At 61.6% G+C, this 13,491-nt stretch carries 13 protein-coding genes; 7 read left to right on the forward strand and 6 right to left on the reverse strand.

Annotated features, from left to right (window positions below; all coding sequences use genetic code 11):
- Positions 1-20: 20 nt before the first annotated feature.
- Together VGL22_RS12490 and VGL22_RS12495 are read right to left on the reverse strand one after the other, a co-directional pair.
- Entirely contained in the window at positions 21-1,742 is a 1,722-nt protein-coding gene (locus VGL22_RS12490) for a YXWGXW repeat-containing protein (protein ID WP_465267263.1), read from the reverse strand.
- Between the two features lie 79 nt (positions 1,743-1,821).
- The gene (locus VGL22_RS12495; protein ID WP_465267264.1) at positions 1,822-2,625 is read right to left on the reverse strand and encodes a hypothetical protein; all 804 of its coding nucleotides are present in this window, start codon (positions 2,623-2,625) and stop codon (positions 1,822-1,824) included.
- Positions 2,626-2,954: 329 nt separating this feature from the next.
- Between VGL22_RS12495 and aroB the strand changes: the two genes are divergently transcribed.
- Genes aroB through VGL22_RS12525 form a run of 6 tightly spaced genes read left to right on the forward strand, consistent with a single transcriptional unit; the run spans position 2,955 to position 8,794 of the window.
- Positions 2,955-4,007, forward strand: coding sequence for a 3-dehydroquinate synthase (gene aroB / locus VGL22_RS12500; protein WP_465267298.1), 1,053 nt, complete (start codon positions 2,955-2,957; stop codon positions 4,005-4,007).
- Positions 4,007-4,750, forward strand: coding sequence for a ubiquinone/menaquinone biosynthesis methyltransferase (locus tag VGL22_RS12505; protein ID WP_465267265.1), 744 nt, complete (start codon positions 4,007-4,009; stop codon positions 4,748-4,750). Before aroB ends, VGL22_RS12505 begins: the two co-directional genes overlap by 1 nt.
- A 13-nt stretch (positions 4,751-4,763) precedes the next feature.
- The gene (locus VGL22_RS12510; RefSeq protein WP_465267266.1) at positions 4,764-6,191 is read left to right on the forward strand and encodes a cation diffusion facilitator family transporter; all 1,428 of its coding nucleotides are present in this window, start codon (positions 4,764-4,766) and stop codon (positions 6,189-6,191) included.
- A gap of 11 nt (positions 6,192-6,202) precedes the next feature.
- Complete coding sequence (locus VGL22_RS12515; protein ID WP_465267267.1) at positions 6,203-6,619, forward strand: OsmC family protein; 417 nt, start codon at positions 6,203-6,205, stop codon at positions 6,617-6,619.
- A complete protein-coding gene (locus VGL22_RS12520; protein ID WP_465267268.1) occupies positions 6,616-7,407 on the forward strand; it encodes a PASTA domain-containing protein in 792 nt (263 codons plus the stop codon). Before VGL22_RS12515 ends, VGL22_RS12520 begins: the two co-directional genes overlap by 4 nt.
- Positions 7,408-7,444: 37 nt before the next feature.
- Positions 7,445-8,794, forward strand: a complete 1,350-nt coding sequence (locus VGL22_RS12525; RefSeq protein WP_465267269.1) for an MFS transporter — start codon at positions 7,445-7,447, stop codon at positions 8,792-8,794.
- A 209-nt stretch (positions 8,795-9,003) separates the two neighbouring features.
- Here VGL22_RS12525 and VGL22_RS12530 read toward each other — a convergent pair whose 3' ends face one another.
- From VGL22_RS12530 to VGL22_RS12540, 3 genes are all read right to left on the reverse strand, one after another.
- Positions 9,004-9,390, reverse strand: coding sequence for a hypothetical protein (locus VGL22_RS12530; RefSeq protein ID WP_465267270.1), 387 nt, complete (start codon positions 9,388-9,390; stop codon positions 9,004-9,006).
- 146 nt (positions 9,391-9,536) lie between these two features.
- On the reverse strand, positions 9,537-9,935 hold the full coding sequence (locus tag VGL22_RS12535; RefSeq protein WP_465267271.1) for a hypothetical protein: 399 nt from the start codon (positions 9,933-9,935) through the stop codon (positions 9,537-9,539).
- Between the two features lie 48 nt (positions 9,936-9,983).
- Entirely contained in the window at positions 9,984-11,783 is a 1,800-nt protein-coding gene (locus VGL22_RS12540) for an AAA family ATPase (protein WP_465267272.1), read from the reverse strand.
- A gap of 548 nt (positions 11,784-12,331) precedes the next feature.
- Between VGL22_RS12540 and VGL22_RS12545 the strand changes: the two genes are divergently transcribed.
- Positions 12,332-13,126 carry an MBL fold metallo-hydrolase gene (locus VGL22_RS12545; RefSeq protein ID WP_465267273.1) on the forward strand — a complete coding sequence of 265 codons (795 nt, stop codon included), beginning with the start codon at positions 12,332-12,334 and terminating at the stop codon, positions 13,124-13,126.
- Here VGL22_RS12545 and VGL22_RS12550 read toward each other — a convergent pair.
- A complete protein-coding gene (locus tag VGL22_RS12550) occupies positions 13,123-13,482 on the reverse strand; it encodes a hypothetical protein (protein ID WP_465267274.1) in 360 nt (119 codons plus the stop codon). The genes VGL22_RS12545 and VGL22_RS12550 overlap by 4 nt on opposite strands.
- Positions 13,483-13,491 lie beyond the last annotated feature (9 nt).

The raw sequence follows: 13,491 nt of genomic DNA on the forward strand, positions 1-13,491 counted from the left end.
GCGTATTCTACCCCGAGATACTACTGAGGCCGCTTATCCTCAGGCTTTCGATCTTTGTTGTGCTGCGGTTGAGCGTGCTGTTCCTGCGGTTTCGCCTGGGCAGGATGCTGCTCCGGATGGGACTGCTCTGAACGAGGCTGTTGCGGATGTGCCTGCGATTGGGCGCGGGGTGTTTCGGGGTGACCCGAATCTGGCCGCTGGGGCTGCACTGGATGCTGCGCACCCGTATGCTGAGGCTCCTTTGACTGGGGACGCTGCGGTTCTGCGTGCTGCTGCTGTGGAGTGGGGTGGGCCTGCGGCTGTGCATGCGCCGGCGGACGCGCCGGAGTGCTCTGCTCGGGCCGCGTACGCTGCTCCGGCATGGGTGCGCGATTCTGCTCCGGAACCTGGTGCCCTTGGACCGGTTGTGGATGATTCGGCTGCGCAGCAACATGCTGTTGTTGCTGTTGCGCCCGCTGGCGGTCCTGCTGGGCCTGCAGTTGTTGTTGCTTATGCTGCTGTTCCGTCTGCTGCTGAGTCTGGTTGTTATGCTGCGCCTGCATGGGCTGGCCGCCGCGCATAGGTGGCTGGGCCGGCTGGTTGAAGCGCGGCTGCTGTTGTGCCTGCTGCGAAGGGGCCTGGCTTCCCTGCCGCGGCTGCTGTTGCTGCATGCGCACCGGCTCGGGCGGTCGCACATTCTTGTCCGCGGCCACGGGATGCGTCACCGCCACCATCTGCGGACGGTCGTGATTCACGCGCGCAAAGTTCTGCCGATCGCTATGTGCCTGCTCCCTGATCTGCACCTGTGTGTGCATGGGCGGATTGTGCTGCTCGTGCATGGCGGCTATCTCTGCCGGTCGCGGACGATACTTGACGCCGCCGCTGCCGCCGTTGTAGCTCACGCGCGTCTCGTTCACGTTCACCACCTTGGTGACGTTGTAGACGTACACGTTCTTCACAACGGTGCTGTTCACGTTGTTTACGCTCCGGTTGTAAGCGAAGTCGTTGCCGTGCCAATAGCCGCCTTCGTAGCCATAGCCGTTGTAGCCGTGGCCGTAAGGAATGCCGCCGTAGTAGCCCACGTGCCGGCCCCAGTAGCCGCGATGCCAGCCATACCGATGATTGTTGTCGTTGAAGCCCCACCAGCCGGGGGTCCACAATGCGCCCACATAAGGCGCCGTAACCCACGCCCCCGGCACCCAGTAGTAACCCTGGCTGTTATCCCACTGCCACGACCCCGGCGTCCAGATATAGCCATCACCGGGACACGGCGGCTGCTGATAGGCAGGCAGCGGCGGCGGAGGCTGCTGTGCATAGTCCACCGGCTGCTCGTAGTCGTTGTAGTTGTCGGAATTGCTGCCTGAGGGGTATTGGTCGGAATACTGATCCGGCTGTGTCGAGTACTGGTCGTATCCCGTGCTGCCCTGTGCCGGCGGGGGCTGGCTGCCGGCATACTGCCGACCTGAGCCCGGCTGCGCCGGCGAACTGGATTTCTTGCTGGGGGCGGTTGGCGCAGGCTGCCCATATTGATCTTTCCCGTTGGAATAGGCGCCACTGGGTGCGGCCGTGTTGTCGCTGGCGTTCGAGATCGGCGCAACATTCGCCGAGGCTGGATCCTGGGACGCGTTCGGGTCGGCGCTCTGATCTGCGCTAGGGTTTGCACTGGCAGCTTGATTGTTCTGATTGCTCTTGCATCCCGCTGCGCCTATAGCCAGCACCAGCAACAGCGATGCACATCCTGCGAGTCTGGGAAAGACTTTCATCCACCACACCTCATCAGTGCACTTGGATGCGCCGGGCGATCAAGGTTTTGTTTCGGGGCAACCGAATGGAATCCCGCCGCTATTTTTTCGGGGCCGGAACGCGCGCCCCCGGTGGAACCGACCTGCCCTGGGCGTTGGGGGGAGGAGTTGTCACTGGCCGGCGCTCGGGCCGGTTCCCGGACGGCTGGCAAAGCTCGGAGTCCTGCCCCCGCGACAGTCCGGAGGCCTGCCCTTGAGCCGCGCACAGGCGGGGTTTCAGATCGTCAGCCTGTTTGTGGGTTATGAGCTCCGTGTGCTCCACGGCGTTGAACGCATCCACGCCGAAGCGGTAAATATAGTCCTCAGCCGGCTTCTGCCTGCCGTAATCGAAGTGGCTCCACGTTGTGAGGAACTGTTGGCCGTCAGGCTGCGCCAGCACCGCGTAGACCTGCGTCTCATTCACGCCGGCCGGTGTATTACTGGTCCACACCGGGACCGCCTGGCCGCCGCGCATCCAGCGCGGAATAATCATGTGCTGTCCAAAATCGTAGTGAAACGTCGTGAAGTACGTGGTTGCGGCACAGTCCCGGCAGTCGTCGTAGAGGGCAGCCAGTTCCCGCGGCGAACCTTCGCGCAGCGTCAGCCAATCCACCCAGCGCAAATTCACGCCCTTCAGCAACGGAGTCCTCATGTGATTCGTCAGGTTCACGCTCCACAGATCGAAAGTATCCGATCCCGGCAGCGCATCGGCGCCGGCGCGATTCGTAGTTACCACCAGCGCTGCGTCGTAGAGCACACCGATCTCGCGAATCGCGGTCCATTTTTCCGTCGTCAGCGCGCGACTCACCCAAACAATGACGGCTTGGTCGGTATCGCTGTGGAAGTCCACCCAATGAAATGCCATCGCATCCTGCTTTGGGGCATCCTGTTTTGAGTTTTCCGGCTTCACGGAGTCCGGTGCAGTCGCGGCGGGTTTGGGTGCATCCTGGGCGGACGCGACAAGAGCGCACGAAACACTTGCCAATAGAAGCAGCCAGAGGAAGGTGCGGCGCATGCAATCAGACTAAATCAAAGCATCGCCGCACTCGGTTGACCAGCTGAGGAATGGTTTCGGGCAGGCTGCAGTTTGTCCCGGTTGGGCCGGGCGTTCCCGGTCCCTGCACCCGTGCTTTACGATAAGAGAGCGTGCAAACCATACGAGTAGAAACACCATCGGCCCGGTATGACGTTTTCGTGGGCAGCGGACTTGTGAGTTCGCTAGCCCCGCGCATTGAGCGTGTGGCCGGCCGTCTTCCGCGCCGCATCTTTGTCGTCACCTCGCCGGAAATCTGGGCTCTCTGGGGCGAAGCAGTTTCAGCTTCGTTCGCGGAGCAACCGGTCGCTTTGTTCCTGCCGGTCGGTGAGAAGCACAAGACCCTTGTCAATGTTGAGAAGCTTGCCCGCCAAATGATCTCTGCCGGAGGCGATCGCAGCGCCCTGCTGATCGCATTCGGCGGCGGCATCGTCGGCGACGTGGGCGGCTTTCTTGCTGCCATTTTCATGCGCGGCATCCGCTACGTGCAGGTCCCCACCACCTTTCTGGCGCAGGTTGATTCCTCCGTAGGGGGCAAAACCGGCGTGAACCTGCCCGAAGGCAAAAACCTCATCGGCAGCTTCCATCATCCTCTCGCCGTGTTCGCCGACATCGGCGTGCTGGGTACGCTGCCGGATCGCGAGTTGCGCGCGGGGCTGATGGAAAGCGTGAAGGCGGGCATCATTCGTGACCGCACGCTGGTGCGCTTTATGGAAGAGCACGTGGACGATGTGCTGCGTCGCGATCCCAAAGCGTTGGAGAAGGTCATCGCCGCTTCCGTGCGCATGAAAGCCGAGGTAGTCAATCGAGACGAGCGCGAAAACGGCTTGCGCATGATTCTCAACTTCGGCCACACCCTTGGCCATGCCATTGAGCAGGTCACGCGCTACAAAGTTCTGCTGCACGGCGAGGGGGTGGGCTGGGGCATGGTGGCCGCCCTGCAACTCGCAAAGACGCGCGGCACCGTAAGCAGCCGCCAGGCGGAACGCCTCGAGAGCCTCGTCCACCTCTACGGGCCTTTGCCTCCGCTGAATCTGCGGGCGTCAAAACTGGTGGCCGCCACCGCTGCCGACAAGAAGAACACCGGCGGGGTGCGGCGATTCGTTCTTCCCGTAGGCATTGGCGATGCCGGCGTTGTGGATGATGTGACGCCTGCGGAGCTTGAATCTGCAGCCGCCTACATGCTGGCGCGTGCCGCGGAAAGGCACCCCTGATGGCAGTCTCCGGGGCCAAGCCGGCGGGCGCGCTGGATGAATCGAGCGCGGCTCACGCGGTTCAGCAGATGTTCAACTCCATCGCGCCTCGCTACGACCTGCTGAATCATGTTCTCTCCGCCAATATAGATCGTTTGTGGTGGTCGCGCACCGCGCGTCGTTTCCGCACAATTCTTGCCGATCCAAATGCGGCCATTCTCGACATCTGCTGCGGCACGGGTGACATGACCATGGCCCTGCTGAAGCATCGCCCCGCAGGTGCGCGTCCTGTCCTCGCCGGGGACTTCGCCCGCGCCATGCTCGCGCGCGGAGCACGCAAGTTCGCCGGCCGCGGCGCCATCGCCATTGAAGCCGATGCCATGCATCTGCCGTTGCGCGACGGTTCGCTCGATCTGATCGTGACGGCATTCGGGTTTCGCAATCTCGCCAATTACGAGGCCGGTCTCGGCGAGTTCCATCGTGTGCTCAAGCCGGGCGGGCAACTCGGGATTCTTGACTTCAGCGAGCCGGGCGGACTAACAGGCAAGGCTTACGCTGTGTATTTCCGCCGCGTTTTGCCCGCCATCGGCCGCCTCATCTGCGGCGCAGATGGTCCATACAATTACCTGCCCACATCCGTCGGCAATTTCCCGTCGCCCCCGCAGATGCTCGAGATGATGCGCCGCTGCGCCTACCAAGAATGCGGGTGGCAGCCGTACACCTTCGGCATCGCTGGACTATACACCGCAAAACGGACAGGATAGGCTTGAGGGCAAAATGAGTTCCGGCGCGACAGCCATCGAAGCCATCTCCGCTGAAAAGCGCCAGGTCGCGCTGCACTCCATGCTTGCCGCAGCGGTGATGACGCTGCTGAAGATCGCCGCCGGTATCTTCTCGGGCTCGCTTGGCATTCTGTCGGACGCAGCTCACTCAGCTCTGGATCTTGCCGGCGCCACGCTTACGTTTTTCTCGGTGCGCGTGTCTGACCGGCCGGCAGACGAAGATCATCCGTACGGCCACGGCAAGGTCGAGAACATTTCCGCGTTCCTTGAAGCCGGACTGATGGCCATCTCCTGCGCGTGGATCATTTGGGAAGCGCTCTCGCGTATCTATAGCCACTCGGTCGAACTGCGCCATTCGCTGTGGCCCGCTCTCGTCCTCCTGGCTTCGATCGGCGTGGACTACTGGAGATCGCGCCAATTGCGAGAGGTCGCACGCCGGACCGGCTCGCCGGCCCTGGCCACAGACGCCTTCCACTTTGCATCGGACATCTGGGCGACGCTCGCTGTTCTCATCGGTCTGGCTGCAAGCTGGATGGGCAATCGCCTTGGACTGCCGGGCTTGCGATACGCCGATCCCTTTGCTGCCATCGTGGTGTCTCTGATGATCCTGCGCATCACCTGGCACCTCACGCGCGAAACCGTGGGCGCTCTCACCGATCAGATTCCCGTAGAGACGCGTCAGCGCGTCGTCCATGAAGTTGAGGGCGTCGATGGCGTGCTGGCGGTGGAGCAGGTGCGCGTGCGCCGGTCGGGCGCCGCCTTCTTCGCCGACCTTACCCTCGCTCTCCCCAGCCGCTCTACCTTTGAGCACACAGGCGAACTCGTCCGCGCCGCCACGGATGCGGTGCATCGCGCGCTTCCACAAGCCGACGTGGTCGTTCACACGGTTCCTCGCCAGGCGCAGGCTGAAAGCATTTTCGATCGCGTGCGCGCCGTGGCTGCGCGCAACAACGTCTCCGTGCACGAACTCAGCGTGCAATCGCACCACGGCCGCTTGCGCGTGGAGCAGCACGTGGAGCTCGACGAGAACATGCCACTGCTCGATGCGCATTCCTTCATCACCGGTATGGAGCAGGAAATTTTGCGCGAAACTCCGGAAGTGGATGCGGTGCTTACTCACATAGAAAGTGAGCCTGCCACCATCGAACAGCCCGAAGAGATCATCGTCGAAGACCGCCGCATCGAACTGGCGTTGCGTTCGGCGGCTGAGTCGTTTCCTGAAATTGTGGACGTGCACGAACTGGTTGTACGACGCGCGCATGAGCACGTCGATCTCTCGTGCCACTGCACTCTGCCGGACGACCTTTCGATGCAGCGCGTGCACCAGGTCATTACGGGCCTTGAAGACCGGCTCAAGATAGAGTGCCCTGAGATCAGCCGCGTGACCATTCACCCCGAGCCGGTGACCGATAATACGCGTTAGGGGGACGGAGCATGATTGCGCACAGCGAATGGCGGCACGATGGCGTCTTTGAAGGCGTAACCGAAAGCGGCAATAAGATCCAGTTCGATACGGATGCACCTTATGCGCATGGCCCCAGCCCCATGGAGGCCGTGCTGGCCGCTCTTTGCAGTTGCACCTCAGTCGACGTGGTCTCCATTTTGAAAAAGAAGCGTCAGGAAGTCACCGCCCTTCGCGTCAGCGCCGTTGCCGAACGGGCCGCGGATCCACCGCGCGTTTTCACGCACATCAAGCTCACCTACGCCGTGCGCGGCAAGCTCAGTCGCAAAGCCGTCGAAGGCGCTGTCTCGCTGTCGAAGAACAAGTATTGCTCTGTATCGAAAATGCTTGAAAAGGCTGCCACCATCGAGTACGAGATCGTCTATCCCGATGGAGAGCCGGAGCCATGAGCGCCTACGCAAGGCCACGCAGCACGCATCCCCTCCTGCGCTTCTTTCGCATCGCCTCGCTGATGATGATTCTGGTCGCGATCGGGCTGCTCGCGGCAATCACCACGATGCACTTTGCGATTCACGGCGCCGAGGTGCAGGTTCCCGCGCTGAAAGGCATGACTGTCGCCGAAGCGCGCAGCGAGACCAGCGCGCTAGGCCTAAATCTCACCGTGGACAATCGCTATTACTCCTCCAGCCTGGCCGCCGGACACATCCTTACGCAGTCCCCCGCGTCCGGCGCTGTGGTGCGTCGTGAGTGGCGCGTGCGTGTCTCTGAAAGCCTGGGGGCCCAGAAGGTGGATGTTCCCAACACAATCGGCACCGACCAACGCGTTGCCGCTTTGAATCTGCGTCGCGTCGGCTTATCTGTAGGAGCTACAGCTCACCTGCCCTACCCCGGAGCAGCCGAAGGCACAGTGCTCGCGCAGGACCCGCCGCCGCACGCCCAGGGCATCGAGGGCCCCAGCGTGAATCTGCTGGTGGCTGCGGCTCCCGATGAGACCGCCGATGGCTTTCTGATGCCGGACGTGACCGGTATGCCGGTAGTGACGGCTCAAACCGCACTTACGCGCGTGGGCATCAAGTTCGCTCCGCCGACGTTCGTTGACGTAGCCATCCCACCCGTGGGCGAAGGCGGCACAACTCCCAAGCCTCCTGTCCCGCCCGGCTCCGTCATTGCACAGCAGCCACCCGCGGGCACTCGCATTGACCAGACCACGCAGGTCCACCTGACCGTGGCCAAATGAGATTCGACTTGGCGAGCTGGAGCATCTAAACACCAGAATGGCAGCCGATCCGCAGCATCCGCCCGCACCTCAAAATGCGCAAGACGCCGGGCTGTCGCACGCGTGGCGCGCACTGCGCCATCGCAACTTCCGTCTCTTTTTTGGCGGCCAGAGCATATCTCTTATTGGCACCTGGATGACGCGAGTGGCCACGTCCTGGCTTGTCTATCGGCTCACCAAATCCGCGGTCCTGCTGGGGACGGTCGGCTTCGCCGGCCAGATTCCCACGTTCCTTTTGGCGCCGATCGCCGGCGTAATCGTCGATCGCATCGACCGCCGCAAGGTCCTGGTGTGGACTCAATCCGCGGCGATGCTGCAGTCACTTCTGCTGGCATGGCTCACGCTCACCAACCGTATCACTATTACCGAGATCCTGATTCTCAGCGCCTTCCAGGGCGTCATCAATGCTTTCGACATGCCCGGCCGCCAGTCGTTCATGATTCGCATGGTCGAGGACCGCACCGATCTCTCGAACGCGATTGCCATCAACTCGTCCATGGTGAATGTGGCGCGTCTCATCGGTCCTTCGCTGGCGGGCATAGTGATCGCTGCGACCAACGAAGGCTGGTGTTTTTTCATCGACGGTGTCAGCTACATTGCCGTTATCGCATCCCTCGTGATGATGCGAATCAAGCCTGAAGAGCAGTTCCATCACGGCGTGACCATGGTCGAACAGTTGCGCCAGGGCTGGGTATACGTGGCGGAGTCGCGTCCCATCCGCAGCATCCTGTTGCTGTTCGCATTACTGAGCCTGATGGGCTGGCCCTTTATGGTTCTCATGCCCATCTTCGCCGCGCAGGTGCTGCACGGCGGGCCGCACACACTGGGATTCTTGATGGGCGCCGTAGGTGTGGGATCACTCATTTCGGCACTGTCGCTGGTGCTGCGGCGATCTGTTCGCGGCCTCACCAAGATCATTCCCATCGCGGCCGCGATCTTTGGCGCCGGACTCATCGCCTTCGGCTTATCGAACAACCTGTGGCTTTCGATGCCAATGATGCTCGTCACCGGATTTGGAATGATGCAGGGCCTCACCGCCAGCAACACGATCTTGCAAACGCTGGTCGACGAGAAGATGCGGGGCCGCGTGATGAGCTACTACACCATGGCGTTCGTCGGCATGGCGCCGTTCGGCAGCCTGCTCTCGGGCGCGCTTGCGCATGCCATTGGCGCTCCGCACACGGTCATGCTCAGCGGCGTCGCCTGCATTATAGGGGGCATTCTCTTCCAGGCGCGGCTCGGCGCCATCCGTCACGACATGCGCCCCATATACGAGCGGCTGGGCATCATTCCGCGCAAAGAAACCACTCCGGAAGAGATACCGCTCGACGAAGCCGTCGAGTCTTGAGCAACTCCAGCGCACCCAGCACCCTGTTGTGTCAGGCCGGGTGTTACTGTTCGTGTCTATTTTCACGGGGTATTGCGTAGGAACTGGGGAAGCCCGGGGTGTCGGACAAATCGAAAAAAAGACCCGGGACTGCGCTCAGGTGCAGTCCCGGGCGGGAGTGAGTTTCAACGCGCGAGCTGGCCACCAGCGCGTTGCCGCTCAGAGCTTCTCTAATCGCGCAAAGCGGCGTGCCTTGCCGGTGCGTTCTGAAAGGGACTGCCCTCCAGGCTGAAACGGCGGCCGAACAGAATCGCATTCAGGACGTATGTGCCGTTGGCGGAGCGGCCAAAGTTCATCAGAACGTGCCCGCCGTTCGATTCCGAGCCGGGCCCCATGGTCCAGTTGAGCGTGGCATCGCCTTTGAGCTGGTGCAGTGTTACCAGATGCTTTCCGGAGTTCTGCTCCACGGTATAACTGCCGCTGGGGAAGCTATGGCCCTGCGCGGTGAACTCGAAGGGCACGTTGATTGTTTCGGCGGCGTGCGCGGTACCGCAGGTGAGCATCGCCGAAGCGGCGAGCGCGGAGATCAAGAACAGCTTCGAGAGCTTGATGCGCATAGCGATTACTCCTCCAAAAAACTACCAAGCGGCGTACACGGGATGCGTCAAGCGCGCGTCAAGAAAACGTGGAGATTGACTGGCCGCTCGGTTGCATGCCTGCTGCGATGGTGTTTATTGCTACTCCGAAGGCATGGAGAAATACGTTACCCCCCGACTATCATGCGCGTGCCGCGCGAGGCTTCCTCAGTGCGGTGGCTGTGCTTGATCAGGTTGGGGGTAATGGAACCGCCGAACTGGATCGATTCGAGAGAGTAGTTGCTGCCTGTGGTCTCAAAGCGCAGGACCACGCGATGATCGCGCGGTTCGGGACTGCCCGGACCGAGGATTCTGGTGATGCTTCGCGAACCGTCCGTGAGCTCGAGCGTGACGAAGTTCGCGTTCTGATCCGTAGCGACCTTGTACTCCCCTGCTGGGAAGGTCTTGCCCATGACCGAGAAGCTGAACGGAACCTGGAGCGTCTCTGCCTTCGCAGTTTGGCTCAGTAGCGCTGCGGCTGCGGCGATGGCTGGAACCAGGAGAAGTTTGGACAGTGTGGACCGCATGGTGTGTCCTCCATAGAGGCACATTAGCGGTCGCGAAAAACAAAAGCGTCAAATGCGCGTGGAGAATGCGTCAAGGTTAGCTGAGCGCCCAACGCGCTCACCGCTGCCTGAGCCGCTCGCCGCGCCGGATGGCTGGTTGTGAGAGTCCTGCGCCTCAAGTCTTGCGATATGCTCGTGCAGATCCGCGGCTTCGCCGTAGGCCTGCATGTTCATTGCGCGGTGTAAGGCAAGGCGCAGCATGGCTGTTGCGTTGGCCCAGTCGCCGGCGGCTTCGTAATGCGCAGCGGCGTCCTGGGCAATCAGTTCGTCACGGCCGTAGAAGATGGCGCGTAGCCGCTCCGCCACGCGCACGTGGCGCGCAGCGCGCCGGCCAGGAGACTGGCGCTGATAGAGCACTTCGCGGAACATGGTGTGAGCAAACACGTAGAAGCTGGACCGCGTGCCGTCGGGCAAGTCATCTTCGCCTGCGCGTCTCACGAACGATACGCGCCGCGCCAGCGCATCGCAGGCCTCTTCAGTTGCCGCGAGATCACGTCCCAGGGCGGCCGCGATCATCCATGCGGGGAAAGCGACGGGCGCCAAGCTGCCCGCTTCCAGCATTTTCTGCTCTTCCACGGAGAGGTGCTCTATCTCCAGTTCGATCATGTGCGCCAACTCGCCGGGCGTTGCGGCATCCGTCTGATCAAGCGGCTTCTGCAACTCCCATCGCGGGGCGTCACCATGGCTTACGGAGGCGAGAATCTTCTCCGCAATCAGATGCTCCAGTATGCAGAGCACAAAGCGCGGATTGCCTTCCGAGTGCTCATACACGAAATCGGCGAGGCCAACCGGCAGCACGCTCTGCTGCAGGCGCGCGCGCATCAGCGTAGCAGCTTCAGTACGCACCAGCCTGGGCAGCGCAATCGATCTGCACAGACGGCGCATGCAGAGGTCATGCATGAGGTGGGCAACCGGCTCGTATGTGGAACCCGTTTGTGGCGCGGCCGTGGTAACAATGGTGAGCTTTGCGTCGCCGCGGCGGCGTGCCAGCGCCGAGATCACCGACAAGGTCGACTCATCAGCCCACTGCAGGTCTTCAAGGATCAGCAACAGCGGCTTCTCGCGAGCCAGATCTTCCAGAGAGGCGCACAACTCGCCGGGAACGAGCGACGCGGAGACATTGCCCTCCGTCCCCGAGACCCCAGGCGTTCCCTTGCTGTTGCGAAGCATCCGGCAGACAGCCTCAGCGACTGCGGAATCGGAACCACACCGGAACGCGTCTGCCAGTGGATAGTATTCCTGCTTCCCGGCGAAACCCGGAATGCACTGTCCATGCGCGACAAGCACCGATGCGGTCGCCTCCACCTGGCTGCGGAAGGCCTCGATGAGTGCGGTTTTGCCGATGCCCGTTTCCCCGGTAACGAAGAAGACCTGGCGTGTGCCGGCGGCGGCGTCGCGCATGGCGGCTTGCAGCGCGCTCAGTTCAGCGCGGCGGCCTGTGAGGCTCGAAGGAGGCAGAGTCAAGGGTGAAATTGTTTCCGCCGCGGCGAGTCCCCCGGCGGGCGCGTCCGTTAGCCCGGCGATAAAGCAATAGCCCCGTTTGGGCAGCGACTGGATGAAACGTGGATTGCGTGCGTCGTCATTCAGTACCTTGCGGAGATCGAGCATATAGGTGCGCAGGATTTGCGGCTGCACATAGGTCTCAGGCCATAGTGCGTCGAGCAGTTCGTCGTGCGACACAAGGCGGCCGGGGTGCTCCACCAGATAGCGCAGAACCGCGAACGGCTTGGGAGGCAACGGAATGCGGACGCCAGCCTGCCATAGGCATTCATTGAGCGTATCGAGCGTGAAGGTGCCAAACTGCTTCAAGAGAGGGGAAGCCTCCGAGGAATCTGACGCTGCGGAATGCAGCACGTCTCATGTCTATTTCATTTTCTTGTATTCCGCTCTCTTTGTGTTACGAACGGGACGACATCACTGCAATCCGGGACGAACGTGTTCGCAACAGGCGCCAGTGTTCGAATCTGTGAGGGTGAGTTGGGTTGAGAGTCGCAATTTGAATTGCTGGTTACAATGGTGCGAGTTCGCGGAGAAGAAACTGGTTTGAATCAAAGGTTTTCAATGGATGGCGCGGACACCTGGCAAGTTTCTCTTTTTGTTTTCGCATGATTCTCAATGCGAGGACTTGACGATGTGTCCGGGCTGCGATAATTCCGTTGAGATGCCATGACAGAGGATCCACTCAGGGAGAGGCCAGCACAACTATCCAATAAATGAAGCGATCCCGGCCGTTCCAACGATTCACGTTGTTGATTCTTTGCGCGTGCGCTTGGCTGAGCTGTCATGCGCAGACTGACATCCCGGCATGGTGCAAGGCGTTGCCGCGGCCGGAGTTCAGCGAGCTGGAGCGTGTTCCTGTGTCCGATTCGTGGTTCGAGGTGTACAAGGTAACGCCCGGCGTGTTCGCGATTTACGAGCCGCACCAGTCGGAAGAGACCATCGGCTATCTGATTTTGGGCGAGAAGCGCGCGCTCGTATTTGATACCGGGATGGGCATCGGGGATTTGAAAGCGCTGACGGCGCGGCTCACGCACCTTCCCATCATCGTACTCAACTCGCACACGCACGACGATCACGTGGGCAATAATTGGCAGTTCGACATCGTGTACGGAATGGATACCGAGTTCACGCGGCAGAACGCGCGTGGCTCCCGCGACGATGCGCAGGCAGAGATCGGCACCGGCGAAGTATGCGGCAGCCTTCCGCCCGGATTTGATCGCAACGCATACGCGACGAAGCCGTGGAAGATTGCGAAACTTGTGCATGACGGCGAGCGCATCGACCTCGGTGACCGCATCCTTGAGATAATCGCCACCCCTGGCCACACGCCCGATTCGATCACGTTGTTCGATCGCGCGCAGGGGCTGCTATTTACGGGCGACACGTACTATCAGGGCACCATTTGGATCTACCGACCCGAGACGAATCTGGCAGCATATGGCAACTCTGTGCACCGGCTTGCAGCGCTGGCGCCACAGGTGAAGATGGTGCTGGGCGCCCACAATGTGCCTGTGGCGTCCCCTTCCGTGTTGCCGGAATTGTCTGCCGCGTTCGACAAGGTGCGCGCACGCCAGGTGCAGCCCTCACCGCTGGGTTCGGGCAAGGTGGTCTACAAGGTGGGTGCAATTTCGTTCCTGATCCGCAAGCCCTAGGATTGCCGGGCGTCAGGTGAGGCGGGCTGAAAAAATCCACGTGCATCCACGCGGAACAATCCATAGGCGAAGAGGGCGAAGAGAATGGCATGGGGAACAAACTGCTGCCAGTGGCCAACGCTGATCGCCACGTGGAAGGCCATCCACGCAAGCGCAAGCCAGCGCGCCCAGTTGTGGCCGCGCAGCATGAAGGCTCCGGCCACAATGGCGAGCAGGTGCACGCCTGCGATCAAAGCGGTCTCGTAGTGGTTGGCGGAGATCGGGTAGCCGTTCATGAAGTCGCCGACCAGGCCTGCGAGTCCGGCAAGGATCAGCAGCGCGGCGATGACGATGACGGGAAGCGGGGGTCTTTTCATTCTGCCTTC

The sequence above is a fragment of the Occallatibacter sp. genome (genome assembly GCF_036502485.1).
Taxonomy (GTDB): Bacteria; Acidobacteriota; Terriglobia; order Terriglobales; family Acidobacteriaceae; genus Telmatobacter.

Excerpts from the sequence above, each read along its gene's own strand:
- VGL22_RS12490 (WP_465267263.1), bottom strand. The coding sequence starts at position 1,742 with ATGAAAGTCTTTCCCAGACTCGCAGGATGTGCATCGCTGTTGCTGGTG.
- VGL22_RS12515 (WP_465267267.1), top strand. The coding sequence starts at position 6,203 with ATGATTGCGCACAGCGAATGGCGGCACGATGGCGTCTTTGAAGGCGTA.
- VGL22_RS12525 (WP_465267269.1), top strand. The coding sequence starts at position 7,445 with ATGGCAGCCGATCCGCAGCATCCGCCCGCACCTCAAAATGCGCAAGAC.
- VGL22_RS12550 (WP_465267274.1), bottom strand. The coding sequence starts at position 13,482 with ATGAAAAGACCCCCGCTTCCCGTCATCGTCATCGCCGCGCTGCTGATC.
- VGL22_RS12495 (WP_465267264.1), bottom strand. The coding sequence starts at position 2,625 with ATGGCATTTCATTGGGTGGACTTCCACAGCGATACCGACCAAGCCGTC.
- VGL22_RS12505 (WP_465267265.1), top strand. The coding sequence starts at position 4,007 with ATGGCAGTCTCCGGGGCCAAGCCGGCGGGCGCGCTGGATGAATCGAGC.
- VGL22_RS12520 (WP_465267268.1), top strand. The coding sequence starts at position 6,616 with ATGAGCGCCTACGCAAGGCCACGCAGCACGCATCCCCTCCTGCGCTTC.
- VGL22_RS12530 (WP_465267270.1), bottom strand. The coding sequence starts at position 9,390 with ATGCGCATCAAGCTCTCGAAGCTGTTCTTGATCTCCGCGCTCGCCGCT.
- VGL22_RS12535 (WP_465267271.1), bottom strand. The coding sequence starts at position 9,935 with ATGCGGTCCACACTGTCCAAACTTCTCCTGGTTCCAGCCATCGCCGCA.
- VGL22_RS12510 (WP_465267266.1), top strand. The coding sequence starts at position 4,764 with ATGAGTTCCGGCGCGACAGCCATCGAAGCCATCTCCGCTGAAAAGCGC.